General features: G+C 61.8%; 15 protein-coding genes and 1 riboswitch. Of the genes, 8 read left to right on the top strand and 7 right to left on the bottom strand.

The window, feature by feature from the left end; all coding sequences use genetic code 11:
- Window positions 1–15 precede the first annotated feature (15 nt).
- Window positions 16–924 (bottom strand): hypothetical protein, encoded by a 909-nt coding sequence (locus tag ACFWEM_RS15925; RefSeq protein WP_378534944.1) that lies wholly within the window; start codon window positions 922–924, stop codon window positions 16–18.
- Between the two features lie 294 nt (window positions 925–1,218).
- Between ACFWEM_RS15925 and ACFWEM_RS15920 the strand changes: the two genes are divergently transcribed.
- Together ACFWEM_RS15920 and ACFWEM_RS15915 are read left to right on the top strand one after the other, a co-directional pair.
- A complete protein-coding gene (locus tag ACFWEM_RS15920) occupies window positions 1,219–3,840 on the top strand; it encodes a LuxR C-terminal-related transcriptional regulator (protein WP_378534942.1) in 2,622 nt (873 codons plus the stop codon).
- 38 nt (window positions 3,841–3,878) lie between these two features.
- Window positions 3,879–4,304, top strand: coding sequence for an HIT family protein (locus tag ACFWEM_RS15915; RefSeq protein ID WP_378534940.1), 426 nt, complete (start codon window positions 3,879–3,881; stop codon window positions 4,302–4,304).
- Here the strand turns inward: ACFWEM_RS15915 and ACFWEM_RS15910 are convergent.
- Entirely contained in the window at window positions 4,289–5,026 is a 738-nt protein-coding gene (locus ACFWEM_RS15910) for an alpha/beta fold hydrolase (RefSeq protein WP_378534938.1), read from the bottom strand. The genes ACFWEM_RS15915 and ACFWEM_RS15910 overlap by 16 nt on opposite strands.
- 45 nt (window positions 5,027–5,071) lie before the next feature.
- On the opposite strand from ACFWEM_RS15910, the gene ACFWEM_RS15905 reads away from it, so the two are divergent.
- The 3 genes from ACFWEM_RS15905 (at window position 5,072) to ACFWEM_RS15895 (ending at window position 6,594) form a co-directional block, all read left to right on the top strand.
- Window positions 5,072–5,380, top strand: a complete 309-nt coding sequence (locus tag ACFWEM_RS15905; protein ID WP_378534936.1) for an antibiotic biosynthesis monooxygenase family protein — start codon at window positions 5,072–5,074, stop codon at window positions 5,378–5,380.
- A gap of 88 nt (window positions 5,381–5,468) precedes the next feature.
- A riboswitch (cobalamin riboswitch) is annotated at window positions 5,469–5,608 on the top strand.
- Between the two features lie 24 nt (window positions 5,609–5,632).
- Window positions 5,633–5,827, top strand: a complete 195-nt coding sequence (locus ACFWEM_RS15900) for a CbtB domain-containing protein (protein ID WP_003945915.1) — start codon at window positions 5,633–5,635, stop codon at window positions 5,825–5,827.
- Complete coding sequence (locus ACFWEM_RS15895) at window positions 5,818–6,594, top strand: CbtA family protein (protein ID WP_378534934.1); 777 nt, start codon at window positions 5,818–5,820, stop codon at window positions 6,592–6,594. Before ACFWEM_RS15900 ends, ACFWEM_RS15895 begins: the two co-directional genes overlap by 10 nt.
- A gap of 60 nt (window positions 6,595–6,654) precedes the next feature.
- Here the strand turns inward: ACFWEM_RS15895 and ACFWEM_RS15890 are convergent, their stop codons facing one another.
- On the bottom strand, window positions 6,655–8,526 hold the full coding sequence (locus tag ACFWEM_RS15890) for an NAD(P)-binding domain-containing protein (RefSeq protein ID WP_378534932.1): 1,872 nt from the start codon (window positions 8,524–8,526) through the stop codon (window positions 6,655–6,657).
- 211 nt (window positions 8,527–8,737) lie between these two features.
- Here ACFWEM_RS15890 and ACFWEM_RS15885 point away from each other — a divergent pair, with 211 nt between their 5' ends.
- Complete coding sequence (locus ACFWEM_RS15885; RefSeq protein WP_378534930.1) at window positions 8,738–10,201, top strand: MFS transporter; 1,464 nt, start codon at window positions 8,738–8,740, stop codon at window positions 10,199–10,201.
- A 39-nt stretch (window positions 10,202–10,240) separates the two neighbouring features.
- On the opposite strand, the gene ACFWEM_RS15880 is transcribed toward ACFWEM_RS15885, so the two are convergent.
- Window positions 10,241–11,386 (bottom strand): hypothetical protein, encoded by a 1,146-nt coding sequence (locus ACFWEM_RS15880; protein ID WP_378534929.1) that lies wholly within the window; start codon window positions 11,384–11,386, stop codon window positions 10,241–10,243.
- Window positions 11,387–11,606: 220 nt separating this feature from the next.
- On the opposite strand from ACFWEM_RS15880, the gene ACFWEM_RS15875 reads away from it, so the two are divergent.
- Entirely contained in the window at window positions 11,607–12,386 is a 780-nt protein-coding gene (locus ACFWEM_RS15875; RefSeq protein ID WP_378534928.1) for an acetoin reductase, read from the top strand.
- Between the two features lie 59 nt (window positions 12,387–12,445).
- Complete coding sequence (locus ACFWEM_RS15870; protein WP_378536151.1) at window positions 12,446–13,714, top strand: GAF domain-containing protein; 1,269 nt, start codon at window positions 12,446–12,448, stop codon at window positions 13,712–13,714.
- Here the strand turns inward: ACFWEM_RS15870 and ACFWEM_RS15865 are convergent.
- Genes ACFWEM_RS15865 through ACFWEM_RS15855 form a run of 3 tightly spaced genes read right to left on the bottom strand, consistent with a single transcriptional unit; the run spans window position 13,693 to window position 16,449 of the window.
- Window positions 13,693–14,337, bottom strand: a complete 645-nt coding sequence (locus tag ACFWEM_RS15865; RefSeq protein ID WP_223257813.1) for a DsbA family protein — start codon at window positions 14,335–14,337, stop codon at window positions 13,693–13,695. The two genes, ACFWEM_RS15870 and ACFWEM_RS15865, sit on opposite strands and share 22 nt — an antisense overlap.
- A 55-nt stretch (window positions 14,338–14,392) precedes the next feature.
- A complete protein-coding gene (locus ACFWEM_RS15860; protein WP_378534927.1) occupies window positions 14,393–15,046 on the bottom strand; it encodes a response regulator in 654 nt (217 codons plus the stop codon).
- A gap of 47 nt (window positions 15,047–15,093) precedes the next feature.
- The gene (locus ACFWEM_RS15855; RefSeq protein WP_378534926.1) at window positions 15,094–16,449 is read right to left on the bottom strand and encodes a sensor histidine kinase; all 1,356 of its coding nucleotides are present in this window, start codon (window positions 16,447–16,449) and stop codon (window positions 15,094–15,096) included.
- Window positions 16,450–16,457: the final 8 nt, after the last annotated feature.

Raw genomic sequence — 16,457 nt, 5'->3', positions numbered from 1 at the left:
CTCTGCGGAGCCGTATCAGAACGTCAGGCCACTGAGCGCCATTGCGCCTGGTTCCAGCACGAGGTCCACCGGCGCTCGGCCGTCGACCGTGACGCGATACCCACCCGGGAGAAGTCCGACAAACGAGAAGCGACCTTCGAACGGCTTGACCGTCCGTGTTATCGCATGCCCGCATTGATCGACACCGTCGATCCTCACTGCTTCCGATATTCCGGACGTCACCAGACCCGAGATCTGCCCGTTCGCCGCAACCGGATTTCCCTGGACCGTCTGACCGTCGACAGAATTCCCTTGCGGATCACACACTCCCGGGGTAGTCGACACTCGCACGGTGACGTCGCCCGACCGCACGCGCACCGCACCCCGATCCGCAGTGACCACTGCCGCTATCGGTAAACCGTCAGTGTCGTCCCGATTACCTGCAGTCATCGTCGCGGTTCGAGTGAAGTATCGACCTGCTTCCAGATCCCCTACCCGGCAGAGTAACCCGACCTCGTCGATGCCCGAGTCGTCTCCGCAGTAGTCCGGCACGGACGGCAGAGTAAAACCTCGAGGCACCGGAAGTTGCACTACCACGTCCGAGAGCGACTGGTCTCGAACACCGATGTCGATGACATACGTCACCGGATCACCCTCTCGGACAATGCCGTTCGACGGTCCGGAATCGAGGCCCGGGCCGTCAGTGGGATCGAAAGGCGGTGCGCCGTCGATCGCAGTCAACTCGACGGTGAAGGGTGCAAACTCTCCTTCGGCTGCTAATCGAACATCCGACTGCACCGGGAGCACGCCGAGCGCAGCAGCGCCGACCACCAGAGCTCCGGTCACGACAACTACGCCGATGCCTCGTACTCCTCGGCGCCACGCCCTCGGCCGGAGTCCGACCGTAACGGCCTTCGACCACACCTCTGACAGACGAGTTCTCACGACGCTCCTTCGATGTCTGACTCTCGGGCCCCCGGCGGGCACTCTCGGCCGCATTTGGCGAATCCCGAGCTACGTTCAATAGAAGTCGCTCGAGGGACTCGAAAGCCAATGGTGAAGGCGTGATTGTGTGGGTGAACTTCTCTCACCCAGGGTGAAGTCCCGGGTGAATTGCCCGGGATGGCACACTCTGGATTCGCACCAGCTACGCTCCACCCTGTAGATAGATGGATCGAGACAATCCGCCCAAACGCTTCAATTACAACGGGGGCGCGAAGGCAGAAAGGGTCCGCGTTGATGTTCGGGATGGACGGCCATGACTGGGCAGCTATTCCCGAAAGACGCACGATCGCCGTGTCGATTCCCAGGCAGGCCCTGTTCGCGAAACTCGACCGCCGCGCCGCTCTGACCATCGTCCGCGCACCGAACGGCTACGGAAAATCGTCGTTGATCGCGTCGTGGCTACGCGCCAATCTGGCGTCCGAACGTATTCTGGTGTGGGTCTCGGCGCCACCTCCTTCATCGACACTCGCGACTTTCTGGGCACTGGTCCTGGAGCGAATTCACGCCGCCGGAATAGCACTACCCGACGCCGGTGGTCTCGCCGATCCTTACACCGCGATCACCAAATCCTTGAACGATCTGTCCCGACCCGTACTGCTCGTTTTGATCAGGCCGGATCTGGTACCGGAACCGGAGTTGGATGATCAATTGATCGAACTCCTCACTCGCTGCCACAATCTTGACCTCGTGGTGACGCTCTCAGGCTTCGGAATGTTCTCCGCGCCGTACCTTCTCGACACAGATCATGAGGTTGTCAACGCGGGCGAGTTGTTGTTCACGGCAGCCGATACCGCCCACGTACTGGAACAGACCGACGCTCACACGGCTGCGGGCGATGCTGAAAGAATCACATCTTTGACTGGTGGGCTTCCCTCGCTGGTCCGCGCCGCCGCTGCCGCAGTCGCAAAAATTCCAGGCGGCGACAATCGCCGGCAGGTAATCGAGGAGAACGTCGCGCGAGCGATAGACGACTACGTGACTGGTTCCGTCCTCACCATCGCCGAGCGCGTGAACCAACACGAGTTCCTGCTCGCGATCGCCTTTGCTCGATCGATCACCGTCGACATCGCCGCAGTCCTGTTCGAGTCCCAACACCACGATGCTGCAGAGACTATTCGTCGAATTCGGGCGAGACTGGTGACACTGGAGACTGCCGGATTACTGTCGCGTTCAGAAAGCGAGGCCGACGAGACTTGGGAGTTGTCGCCCGCCATTCGGCAATCATTACTCGCGCGCCACACCCGCAGTGGAATCGAACCGTCGCAACGTCTTTCATTCCTTGCCCATAATCGACTCGACGTCGGCCATCACGCGTCGGCGCTCGACTACGCGATCGAGGCACAGAATTGGACCCTCGCAGTCGACATCGTCGAACAGCATTGGGTGACGATGATCGTGAGCAGCCTGGACACGGTTCGCTCTGCACTTCAACGGATTCCGGTGGAGGCTGCCGACAAACACTCCGCTGTCCAGGCCGGGCGCGCCCTGTTCACCATGCATCCGAGCAAGCGTGCAAGTGTCGTCGACTCGCTGCCCGAATCGCCCGCCGAACTGTGGAAACTCGGCGCCGGGGCAGAGGCAAAAGACGCCCTCAGCATCGGTTGCGTCCAATCGATCATGCTCAGGCTCGCCGGCGAGTACGGACTAGCGGCAGAGACCACCAGGCGTCTGGCTCACCTCAGTCGCAGTGCGCTGGAGAACAACCCGGAGACCGTCAACGCACAACTCCCCCTCATGCGACTTCAATGGGCGATCAATTTCCAATTGAACGGCAGACTCACCGAATCCACGATCAAAGCTCGAATGGCATACCACGGTGCTCTGTCTCGAGGAGTCGACTTCATCGCTCGCAACTCCGCTGGCAGCGCCGCTCTGAATTGGGCGCTGGCAGGTGAGCCGCGACAGGCCGCACATTGGTTCGAACTCGAGCAGAAGCATCCGGACCCCGGAGGTTGGCTCGAACCTGTGGTCAAGATCGCCGGCTTGACCGCACGGGCTCTCACCGCTCTCGACACGCTTGACTTCGATGACGCACGTATCGCATTGACCGAACTCGGCGTTCCGTCCGACGCCGAGGAACTGTGGGCGTTCGTCGTCTATGCGCACAGCCAATTCGCCCTGACTCAGGGCACTGCGTCTTCCGCTCTGTTGTTGCTCCACAACGCGATTGAAGCTCATTCTAAGCAGTACACGGCTACATCTTTCGCGCTTCCTCTGTTGCAATCTGCCGAGATCGACCTCCTGCTCGCACTCGGCGAGGGAAACAAGGCAGTTGCTCTGGCCAAGGATATCGCTGATCCTGCAGCCAACCCGTGGACACTCGCGTCGGTGGCACGTTTACGCCAACGGATCGGCCAGAACGAAGCCGCCGTGGCGCTGTGTCACCAGTTCGACTGGTCGGGCGAATCCTATCCGCGGGCACAGATGGAATCGCTTCTGGTGCAGGCGGTTGCACACTCCGAATTGGGTGAGCCACGCCTCGCCGCTCAGGAATGGTCCAGAGCGTGCAGTATCGCGGAGCAAACCGGACTTCTGCGTTCGTTCGCGACCATCGCATCGACAGACGTCGAGAAACTCGAATCGATGGCGAAGTCGAATTCGCGAGCACTCGCCGAGTTCGCGAAAAAGCCTCGAGCTGAATCATTTCCGGAATTCGTGCACATCGTGGAACTGACCGAACGCGAACAGAAGGTACTTTCACTCCTGGCACTGGAAATGGGGTCGGCCGCGATGGCCGACAAACTGTACGTCTCCGTCAACACGGTCAAGACTCAACTACGCACTCTCTACAAGAAACTCGACGTACACAATCGAAACGAAGCGATAACGAAGGCACGTCAACTGCGCCTGCTGTAGTCCCGGACCGGATCTGATTCGGACTACATTCTGTAGACATGAGCACCGATACCTGTGTCTTCTGCAAGATCATCGCACTGACCGAGCCGGCGATTCTCGTTCACGAGAGCGAGACGACTCTCGCATTTCTCGACGCCCGACCGGTGAGTCGCGGACACACTCTGGTGGTCCCCAAGCGTCATGCGGAAAACCTCGATGCTCTCGAAAGTCATGAGGGCGCAGAGATGTTCCGCGTCGGGACGCTCATCGCCGGTGCTCTGCGGCGCTGCGACATCGCCGCAGACGGCGTCAACTTCCTGGTCAATGACGGTCGCGCTGCGGGCCAGACCGTGTTCCACTCGCACCTGCACGTGGTCCCCCGCCATCGCGGCGACAAGGCGAAGTTCGCTGCCGGACTTCTGGCCAGACGAGCCGTCGAACTGGAGCAGGTGGGCTCGTCGATCCGCAGTCAGCTCACTGTCTGAAGGAAGTCCGTCACGACGTCGCGGTAACGCTGCGGTTGATCGTCGTGGACCAGGTGACCGGCGTCCGCAATGCATACGTACCGGGCTTGCGGCCGCTCGGCCATCTCTCGCATCTGCCCCTCGGGGGTGATGGTGAATTCCCCCTCGATGAGCAAAGTCGGCGCCTCGATCGCCTTCCACTGATCCCAGAAGTGCCGCGTGCCCCACTCCTCCGAGATGTCGCGGAAGGTCGAGACGTCACCGTGCAGGTACCACCCGTCGTCGCGGCGGTCGAAGGAATCGAGAAAGTACTGGCCGGCGACGGGGCCGAAGAATTCCTTCATCGCGTCCTCGGAAGCAAACGGTTGCGGCCACGCCGAAATCATCTGCGCCCAATCCGCCGCGGTGCGTCCGCGAAAGTCCGGGGCCATGTCTTCGAGGACCAGGACACGCACCTTCTCGGGATGCGCAGCGGCAAAGCACCACGCGTGCAGAGCGCCCATCGAATGACCGATCACGATCATCGGACCTTCGATGGAGGAAACGGCCGATGTCAGGTCCTCGACGAATGCCTCGGTAGTCAGTTCCGCCGGCGCCGGCCTGCCGTGACCGGCGGCGTCGAAGGTGTAGACGTGGCCGAACTCCCGGATCCACGGCACATGGCGACGCCACGTTCGGGAACTGCCCATGAGGCCGTGCAACAACAGAATCGGCTGTCCCGTTCCACCTTCGTCATGCAACACGAGTGTCACGGTACGCGGTGAAGGTACACGGGTAATGTCGCTTTCATGGCAGTCGTGAAGATCAATGCAATCGAGGTCCCCGAGGGCGCCGGCCCCGAACTGGAGAAGCGCTTCGCAGCACGCGCTCACGCAGTCGAGAACTCCCCGGGCTTCCTCGGATTCCAACTCCTCCGCCCCACCGCAGGTGAGAGCCGCTACTTCGTGGTGACTCAGTGGGAGTCCGAGCAGGCGTTCGCCGATTGGCGTGACGGCCCTGCCCGTGAAGCCCATTCCGGCGAGCGTGTGAAGCCCGTCGCTTCGGGTGCGTCGTTGCTCGAGTTCGAAGTTGTCCTGGACGTCGCCGCCAAGAGCTGATCTCGAACGATTGTGCCCGCCTGGCCGGGCACAATCGACGGTCATCTCGGCTTCACGCGTTGACACGGTGCGGGCAGTAGTGCAAAAGTTCGCATGTAAACGCGATGGTCCGACAGGAATCCGGTGAAAGCCCGGAGCGGTCGCGCCACTGTAATTCGAGGTGAAGTGCCTTTTTCGGCACAACTATTTCGACAGCCAGACACTTCGGCCATCGCATGGACCTAGGGGACGCGAAAATCCCAGGAGGCTTCGATGGCTCTCGCCTATTCTCCCGATACGTCGATCGATTCGACTCGTCTTGCTTTCCTCGCCGCTGCGGTAGTTCTGTTCGCGATGCTGGCTCTCTACCTGGTCGGATTCGACCAGGGCGCGATCTCTCGCACCGGCATGTACATGCATGAATTGATGCACGACGGACGCCACTTGATGGGCCTGCCGTGCCACTAGTCGACAGTTTCACGAAGCTTCTCATTCGTGGATTGTTGGCTGGTTTGATCGCGGGCATTCTTGCCGGCGGTGTTGCGTTCGTGCTGGGTGAACCCCACGTCAACGCTGCCATTGCGATCGAAGAAGCCAACAGTGCCGCTGGAGAACATGCCGGCGAAGCCGCTGGGCATTCACACGGTGACGAAGAAGAACCACTGGTGAGCCGCGACGGGCAGCGCGCTGGGCTGTTCCTGGCCACCGCGCTGGCCGGACTCGCGCTCGGCGCTATCTTCTCGGTCGTCGCCAACTACGCGCGACGACTCACCGGAATGTCCGGGCCGTTGTTGGCGATCACCATCGCCGTCGGCGGTTGGCTGGCCATCGAGGCGGTGCCGTTCTTCAAGTACCCGGCCAATCCGCCGGCCGTCGGAGATCCGGACACCATCAACCAGCGGACACTGCTGTGGCTGGCGGCCGTGATTCTCGGGCTGCTGTCCGTCACTGCGGCGGCAGCTGCAGCAAAGGCAGTTTCCGGGCACGAGTTCCTCAGTGTGCGCATCGCCGCTCCGGTGGCTGCGTTCCTGGTGATCGTCGCGATCGGTTACGTCTCGCTTCCCGGCATCAACGAGGTGGGCGAGGACTTCCCGGCAACTCTGCTGTGGGAGTTCCGACTTTCCTCGCTCGCAACGCAGGCGACACTGTGGCTCGTACTCGGATTGGCATTTGCCTTCCTCACCGAGCGCGCGACCAAGAACGCCGACGTGGCAAAGAAGTACGCCCTTCGCTGAACCTGCTGTGCGCCTTTATTAACCTCCCGCGGTTGATAAAGGCGCACAGCAGTTGTTTTTTCAGCTCAGATGATGCACTTCCTGCAGCCCGTACACCGGCGTCGGAATGCCCTCGTAGCGTGCCTTCAACTGCAGCGCAAGGTACAGCGAGTAATGCCGCGACTGATGCAAATTGCCGCCGTGGAACCAGAGCGCCTCCTGCTGCGTGGGCTTCCACATGTTGCGCTGCTCGCCCTCCCACGGGCCCGGATCCTTGGTCGTGTCCGATCCGAGGCCCCACACCTTGCCGACCTTGTCCGCGGTGTCCTGACCGATCAGATCCGCCACCCAGCCGTTCATCGAGCCGTAGCCGGTCGCGTAGACCACCACGTCGGCAGGCAATTCCGTACCGTCTTCGAGGATCACGCTGTTCTCGGTCAGCTCACGAATGTTGCCGTGCGCGAGCTTGATGTCCCCGTTGGCAACCAGTTCTGCAGCGCCGACGTCGATGTAGTAACCCGAGCCACGTCGTAGGTACTTCATGAACAGGCCCGAACCGTCGTCGCCCCAGTCGTGCTCGAAGCCCGCCTTCTCAAGGCGATCGTAGAAGTCCTTGTCACGCTCGCGGATTGCGTCGTACACCGGGATCTGGAACTCGTGCATGATCCGGTACGGCAGCGAACCGAACGTGAGATCGGCCTTGTGCGTCGTCATGCCGGCAGCGAGGGCGCGCTCCGAATACAGATCACCCAAGCCCAGATCCATCAGCGAATCCGACTTCACGATGTGCGTCGAGCTGCGCTGCACCATCGTGACGTCGATGCCGTTCTCCCACAGAGCGCCGCAGATGTCGTGCGAGGAATTGTTGGCCCCGATCACGACGACCTTCTTGCCCACGTACTGATCCGGTCCGGGGTGCTTGCTCGAGTGGTGCTGATCGCCGAGGAACTTGTCCTGGCCGGGGAACGTCGGAACGTTGGCCTTGCCGGACATACCGGTCGCCATCACCAACTGCTTGGGACGCAAGGTCAGCTTCTCGCCGTTTCGATTGACCTCGACGGTCCATTCCTGGGCCTTCTCGTCGAACGACGCCGACGTGCAGGTCGTGGAACTCCAGTACGGAACCTCCATGACCTTCGTGTACATCTCGAGCCAGTCACCGATCTTGTCCTTCGGCGCGAACACCGGCCAGTTGTCGGGGAACGGCATGTAAGGCAGATGGTCGTACCAGACCGGATCGTGCAGGCACAGGGACTTGTAACGTCCACGCCACTGATCGCCGGGTCGCTCGTGGCTGTCGATCACGATGGCCGGAACTCCGAGCTGACGCATCCGGGCGCCGAGCGCGATACCGCCCTGGCCGCCGCCGACGATCACGACGTAAGGCTGTGTGGTGTAACCGAGTTCGCGGTCCTCGATCTCCTTCTGCTCGGCCCACGTGACGCGGTTCGGATCTGCACCGTGCTTCGCTCCCCGCGGCCGGCGAGTGCCCTTGCCTTCTTCGTGCCCCTTCAATTCTTGCAGCGACGTAAGCAGAGTCCAAGCGACATATTCCCCGGGTCGCTCCGCTCCTGCCCGCCGATCATCTACCTTCAAACGAAGGTGCCCGTGCGCACGCCCGGTAGCAGTCTCGAATTCGATCCAGGCAGACGTGACGCCGTCGGCTTCGTCGGGTGTCTCGGTGGTCCGAAATCCTGAAGGATCGGTGTCGTCGAGACGTTCGGAGAGCATGTCGGCGATCTGCTCGCGACCTTCGACGGTCTTGATGTTCCAGGTGAACGACACCAAGTCTCGCCAGAAGCTGTCGAGCGCGAATTTGCCTGCAACACGCTCGATGTCACGAGCGGCGAGTGCCGATTCGAAATCCGCCAGCCAGGCGTCGACGCGCTCCTGAGGTGTCACCGCCGTCGCCTTCACCTCAGGGGCGACTGCGGAATCGATGGTTTGCGTCATCACTTCTCCTTGTTTGTGAATGTGACACACAGCACATCGCATAAGTGGCCCCGGTCACAAGCGTTGCAGCCTGTTGCAATCCGAACCACTGTGACCAATCCCTCGATCACAAAACTAGTTGAAGTATGCAACGGTATGTACGATTCAAACCGCTTCGATGATGCGAATCCTTCGCATCGCCAACCACCCTCGACCCGCACAGGAGACACGCATGCCAAGTGTGAGCGCTACCGCCGAGCGGTCAGCACCCGGCGTCCGACCTGGTGGACTCGTCGTCGTCCTGGCTTTCGTCGGCATCGTCGCCGCACTCATGCAGACGCTTGTCGTCCCGTTGATCGCAGATCTACCCAAACTGCTGAACACGACGGCATCGAACGCGTCGTGGGTCGTCACCGCAACTCTGCTGGCGGGCGCCGTCGCCACTCCGATAGCCGGTCGACTCGGCGATCTGTACGGCAAGCGACAGATGATTCTGATCTTCACAATCCCACTCATTGCCGGATCGATCATTTGCGCAACCGCCAATTCGGTCGTTCCGATGGTGATCGGTCGCGGATTGCAAGGCACCTGCGCCAGCCTGATCCCGCTCGGTATCAGCGCGCTGCGCGATCTGCTTCCGCCGAAAAGGGTAAATTCTGCGATCGCACTGATGAGTTCGTCGATGGGAATCGGCAGTGCACTCGGTATGCCGATCGCCGCGGTGGTAGCCGAGAATGCAAGCTGGCGGGCTCTCTTCTGGGGATCTGCGGTGCTCAGTGTGCTGATTCTGATCCTGACCTGGTTCTTCGTTCCGGCAACTCCGGTACACGAGGCCGGCGGACGGTTCGACCTGGTCGGCGGGGTCGGGCTCGGAGTCGGCCTGGTTTCCCTCCTCCTGGCCATATCGAAGGGCGGCACCTGGGGTTGGACAAGCGTCACCACCGTGGGCTTGTTCGCCACAACGATCATCGTTCTTTTCGCCTGGATCTGGTTCGAACGACGCACCGACGAGCCGCTCGTCGATCTACGTGTCACTGCGAGGCCACAGGTGCTACTGACCAATCTCGCCTCCGTTGCAGCCGGATTCGCGATGTACGGACAGTTCTTGATCATCCCGCAACTCCTGCAACTGCCCGAGTCCACGGGATACGGCATGGGACAGTCGATGTTGGCCATGGGATTGTGGATGGCTCCGCCCGGATTCGTGATGATGGCGGTGTCACCGCTCGGCGCACGGCTCTCCGCACTGCGCGGACCGAAGTTCACACTCCTCACGGGCATCCTCGTGGTCGCCCTCGGGTACGGGTCTTCGATGCTGCTGATGGGCTCGACATGGGGACTGCTGATCGTCGCCTGTATTGCCAACGCCGGCATCAGTCTTGCGTACGGCGCCATGCCTGCCCTCATCATGGGCGCGGTACCGCCGTCTGCCACTGCCGCCGCCAACGGATTCAACAGTTTGATGCGCTCGATCGGCACGTCGATGTGCGCCGCTGTCATCGGTGTAGTTCTCGCGCAGATGACCGTCCAGGTGGGTGACCACACTCTGCCGTCGGAAGCCGGATTCCGGATCTGCCTGCTGATCAGTTGTGGGGCCGCATTGATCGCCGCAGCGATCGCGTTGTCGATTCCGTTTCGAAAGATGTCTTCCCGGATCGAAATACCCGCAGAGCCTGCGACTGCCGCGGCGAGCTGACCGCTGTCGGTTGCCCGCACTGTCGTGCGGGCAACCGAGTCACCCCTCGGCAGGCCTCAGTTTGCCGAGTCCCAGCGACTGAAATCCGACGACGTAGAACAACGTCCACAGCACGGCCCAGTCCACGAAACCCAGTGCATTGCCGTGCAACCCGTCGGCGACTGCCGGTTCGTGAAGAATGTGCTCTGCCGCAAAACGGTAGTAGAACAAGAAGGTAACCACCGCCAGCGCAAACGTGAGCACCGCGCGGATCGCCAAGTTGACCCCGTCCGCAAAACCCGTCGGCTTGTTACCGAAGGCGTTGGCCCAGAAGATCATCCAGAAGGCCCAGCACACACCGAGCTGCGCGGGGAACTGATGCACCACGCCGCCCAATTCGGCAACTGCATCGCTTCCCAACAGCGCCTTCACGACCGGAATGGCCACGAAGTACAAGCCTGTTCCCAGGGCGAAGTTGCCGATCGTGGCTGCGAGTGCCGTCTTTCCGCCGCCGCCGAACAGTCTCCACGGCCAGTTGTCGAGCGTTTGGCCGGTCAAGATCACGACCACCACGACGCAGTAGAACCACCCGAGTACGGTGTCGACGGTCATCAACGGATCGGTGGCGGAGAGCGACACGGACGGCAGGCCGAACACGAAGTAGAGCGCCAACGTCGGGACGGCGACAAACGCGATCTCACACAACCCCACCAGCGGTTGCTTCATCCCCAGGGAAGTCCACGGCCAATGCTGCCAGTTCAGGACCACCATCACCCAGGTCCCGAAGCCGAAGAGCACGAACAGCGCACCCGCGAAATAGCCGAGGCCGCCCTCACGATCGGCCGCGAAATCCGGGTACAGGCTCCCCAAGCCGTTTGCCAGGAGCCACGTCACCACGACGGCGAAGACCGCGGTCGCGACCATGATCGCCAGGCCCTTCACCGGCTGCGGAAGTCGATCGAAGCCGGCGAACTCGCAGTTGAAGCCGATGAACACCACAAAGAGGATCGCCCAGAAAAGCGCCGCATTGAACGGCAATGGGTAGAAATTCCACGGACTGGTGGTCGGATCGGCCAGAAGGTACCAACTCGCCACGGCCAGCACGAGAACGATCACGAGGTTGGCGATCCCGAACCCGATCCAGCGGCGTGACGGCTGGCGGCTCGGCGTCGCCGGTTCTGTGGGTGTGTCGACTGTAGCGGTCATGTTCCCTCTCCCAGATTGTCTCGCAAGATGATTCGCGAAGTGGTGGCGCAACTATGAAGCTGTTGCGCGGGGCACCGGGAGGGTTGCCGAGGGTTGCAAGCGCCGTCCGATTTTCCGGAATTGCAACACGGTGCAACCCTTCCGCATTGTGGTCGCCGTCACATACAAATCACTCACCGGTTCCCAGGCAACCGGTTCACTGCTTACGAGGAGAAACTGCATGAGCATCACGGGCAAGGTAGTACTGGTCACCGGCGCCGGCCAAGGCATCGGACGCGGAATCGCACTCCGCCTCGCCCACGACGGCGCCGACATCGCGTTGGTCGACCTCGACCAGACCAAACTGGATGCGGTTGCCGACGAGATTCGACGGATCGGGCGTCGCACAACCACTTTTGTCGCCGACGTCAGCGATCGAGCGCAGGTCAACGCAGCCGTCGAACACGCACACCAGGAATTGGGCGGATTCGACGTCATCGTCAACAACGCGGGAATCGCTCTCGTCGGCCCGATCTCCGACGCGACGCCGGAAGAGGTTTCCAAAATCTGGAGCGTTAACGTCGACGGCGTCCTGTGGGGAATTCAGGCCGCAGCGGCAAAGTTCCAGGCGCTCGGTCAGCGCGGAAAGATAATCAACGCGTCGTCCATCGCCGGCCACGACGGGTTCGCCATGTTAGGTGTTTACAGCGCAACAAAATTCGCGGTCCGAGCACTCACACAGGCTGCGGCCAAGGAATACGCATCGGACGGAATCACCGTCAACGCGTACTGCCCCGGCGTTGTGGGTACCGATATGTGGGTGACGATCGACAAGAGATTCGCCGAACTGACCGGTGCGCCGGAGGGCGCCACCTACGAGAAGTTCGTCGGCGGAATTGCTCTGGGGCGCGCTGAAACCCCGGACGACGTAGCAGGATTCGTCTCGTACCTGGCCGGGCCCGACTCCGACTACATGACCGGGCAGGCCGGTCTCATCGACGGCGGCCTCGTTTACCGCTGACCGCGGTGTCTTCACTGAAAACGGCGCCTTCGCCAAAAAAGCGGATGCCCGAGCCCGCGATGCCACCCGGTGAGGATCCTCGCGACTACGCGAGGACCCTCGCCGCGGTGTACGACGCGACGATGGCCGGAGACCGCGCACCGGCCCGCCCCCGGGACGTGGTACGCCAATCGTGGCAACGCCTGCGCGAGTTAGGTATCGACCCCGAGCACAACCGGGTCGAACCGTCCATGGACGTGGCCGAACTCGATCTCCGCCGCCGTGAGTCCGGACTGTACGACGTGCTCGACGACGTCACGCGCGGACTCGAATCGGTCACCGCAAGCGGCGAAAACATCATGGTCGTCGCGGATCTTCGCGGAACTGTGCTGTGGCGCAGCGGGTCCCATCGTGTACTGGACCAGGCCGCGAGGCTGGGATTTGTCGAAGGGGCGAACTGGGCCGAGGACAGCGTCGGCACCAATGCCATCGGAACGGCACTGGTGTCACGTCAGGCGGTTCAGATCTTCTCGGCGGAACACTATGCGCGCAGCCATCATCCGTGGACCTGTGCTGGGGCACCCATCCGCGATCCGCGGGACGACCGTGTCATCGGCGTAGTCGACATCAGTGGTCCCGCCAAGACCGTCCACCCCACCACACTGGCTCTGGTCGACGCCGTCGCACGTCTTGCCCAATCACACCTGCGCGACAAGCATCGGGACAATCTCGATCAATTACGTTCTGTTGCAGGACCGATGCTTGCACGGAGCGGATCACCTGCATTGGTGATCGATACCCATGGCTGGGTAGCGGCGGTCGACGCGCTACCCCACCGCTCGCGCGTGCTGCTCCCCGCAGCTTTGGCTCCCGGCAGGACGTGGTTCCCCGCCCTGGGCCTGTGCGAACTGGATCCGCTTCCCGGCGGGTGGCTGGTTCGGCCGATCACCACCGGCGAGAAAATCACCGCCCCCACGGTGCATATCGATCTGCGCGATTCCGAGAACATGTCGGTGACCGTCACGTCGGGGTTGGGCGAATGGGCGTACTCCCCGACCCAGCGGCATGCGGAGATTTTGTTCCTCCTCGGATCCGAGAGGCGCGGACTGACGGCATCTCGGTTGGCGCAGGATCTGTTCGGAGATCCGGCCCGCACGGTGACCGCGCGGGCCGAGATGTCGCGTCTGCGAAAGAACCTTGCCGGAGTTGTTGCGGCGCAGCCGTACCGGTTCGTCGATGCAGCACAGGTCACGCTCTCCTGCCCCGACGACGGCGCACATCTGTTGCCGTTCTCGAACGCGCCGGCAGTTCGTGCCGCTCGCCGTACTCAGGCCGGTTCGGAGGCCTGAGTAAGCAACTGCAAGAACACCTCTTCGGGCTGAGCGCCGGATACTGCGACCGCACGGTTGGCGACGAAGAACGGGACGCCGCTGACCTGGAGTTGGCGCGCCATGGACAGATCCTCGCGTACCGCCTCCGCGGCGGCATCGGAGTCGAGTTGCTCGCGCACGACATCGGCGTCGAGGCCGACGCTTACTGCCAGCTCGACCAGCACCTCACGGTCGTCGATCACCTTGCCGTCGCTGAAGTGAGCCTTGAACAGCGCTTCGAGGAGTTCGTTCTGCCGCTCGCCTGCGAGATGCAGCAACCTGTGTGCATCAAAGGTATTGGCGGCGATCACGGTTTCGAAGTCCAAGGTCAACCCGACCTCGGCTGCCGTCGCGCTGACGTGGGCGAACATCTGACGCACCTGATCAGGCGCCATACCCTTCATCTCGACCAGGGCGTCGAGTTCGGTGCGTCCTTCTCCCACCGGAGTCTCCGGAGCGAGCTGGTACGAACGCCAGATGACGTTGACGCGGTCCTTGTTCTCGAAACGATCCAGAGCCGAGAGGAACCTGGTCTTTCCGATGTAGCACCACGGACAAGCAACGTCCGACCACACTTCGATGGTCACGTCTTGGTCAATCACGATTTGATCAGTCACCGAAGGTGCAACAACAAACAGGGGCGGGATTAGTCCCGAGTCACGTGACCAGGCCACACCGGAACGCGATCAACGACGCACTCACCCGGTTGGGCACGCCGAGCTTGGCGAACAGCGAAGAGATATGCGTCTTGACGGTGGTCTCACCGAGGTACAGCCGTTCCGCGATGACGCTGTTGGCAGCGCCCGTCGCCAGGATTGTCAGCACTTCACGCTCGCGATCGGTGAGCGAAGCGAGCGGAGTGAGGTCGGGTGCCTGCCGACGCGGCGACGAGGCCACGATGGCGCGTAGAGAATCGGAGCTGAACAACGAGTGGTCCGACGCAACCACCCGTACTGCCTGCTGGAACGCCTCCGGCGCCGCATCCTTGCTCAGGAAACTGTGCGCGCCCGCCTCGACTGCCTGCACGACCATGTCGTCGACATCGAAGGCCGTCATCGCGATGACCTTCGGCGGATTGCTCATGGTCATCAGTTCTCGGGTGGCCGCCAAGCCGCCCACCCGTGCCATTTTCAGATCCATCAACACCACGTGCGGACGAAAACGAGTGACCTTGGCTGCGACCTGATCGCCGTCCTCGGCCTCGGCAACCACCACGATGTCCGGCGCTGCTTCCAGGATGTCCTTCATTCCGCGCCGAACCCAGGCGTCGTTGTCGACGATCAAAACTGTGATGCGCGAGTCAGCGTCCATAGTGCGCTCAGATTACCCAGTGGCCCCGACAGTTAGAGCTAGGCGGGCTACGACGACCAGGGCACCCAGCAACTGACGAGGAAATCGTCCCCCAGCGCGCCTGCCTCGACCTTGCCGCCGATCTCTCGCGCCTGTTCGGCCAACCCTCGTAGACCTGATCGCGAACCGATCGACGTCATGGGTGCAAGCTCGCTGAGCTTGTTGCGTGCAAGAATGCGAATTCCGTCGTGCGGCGACCCGGTGACCGAAATGACGAGCATCTGGTCGCTCGCGTACTTCTGGACATTGGTCAACGACTCCTGCACGACGCGATAACAGACGTGCCCCGCCAACATTCCGACATCACCCGGGAGCAACTCCGATTCGAGACGGCAGTGAATTCCTGCCGCGCGTGCGCTGTTGACCAGATCACCGATCGCGTCGATCCCCTGATGCCCGCCGTGTTCGCGACGATCACCGCTTCCCCTGAGCACTCCGACGATTCCCTTCAATTCGTCCAAAGCCTCGTGCGCGGTGGTTCTGATCATCGCAGCGGTGTTGACGACCTTCTCGGGATTGTCTGCCGCGCTGACCTGTAACCCACCGGCGAACAACGAAATCCGACTCAGACTGGCCGCGATCGTGTCGTGCATGTCGCGAGCGATCCGCGTTCGCTCTTCGGTGCGAATCATCTCGTCGCGCATCACGTCTGTTTTCTCAGTGGCCAGATCCCGTACGTGTTCGGCCTCGACGAGTTCGGTTCTAGTCCGAATCAGGAGCGAGAGCGCCACGACGATGCCGACCATGACGGCTGCGACGAGCCACGGGATCCAGATGGCGATGTCATATTGAACTACCGCCGAACCGTCCTTGGGTTTCATCGTTCCCATCGTGAGGACGGAGTACTCACGATTTCGAAAAGCGTCGTAGGTCAACGAAATTCCGCAAACGACGAAGACAGCTGCCGCAGCGGCTGCAAGCCGAGGTCCACGAGCGATCCGAGCAACGGCGAACAACGCGATGAGCGCCGCCGTCGCATCGGTGGGGAAGAACAGCGGGCCGACAAGCGTGATCGCCAGAACCACCCAGGGATGTTGATGGCGCCAGACAAGAGATATCCCACCGGCCACGCCCAGGACGAACCCGATCCCGACCAATACCGGTGGCATATTTCCCGACGCGCCTGCGATGCCCACCGTCATGAAGGAACAGAAAAGGCTGAACGCGACAGCGGCGGTAGTCCACACGCGTCGTCGCACAACAGTTCCTTTGGTAGTGATCACCGAGTAAGCGTATCGATCGCCACCGACGCCTCGAATCAGCCGAACGGGTGGACGAACAGTCAAGCTCCGACCGAAAGGATGAGGCGCCCCGATCTTTCGACTGAAGCGGTGAGCGGTCCCCACATCGTTGACTTGTGCCATACCAACTC

Source organism: Rhodococcus sp. NPDC060176, assembly GCF_042728675.1.
GTDB lineage: Bacteria > Actinomycetota > Actinomycetes > Mycobacteriales > Mycobacteriaceae > Rhodococcus_F.
Note: the sequence above shows the minus strand (reverse complement) of the source record. Positions and strands in the feature narration are given on the sequence as shown.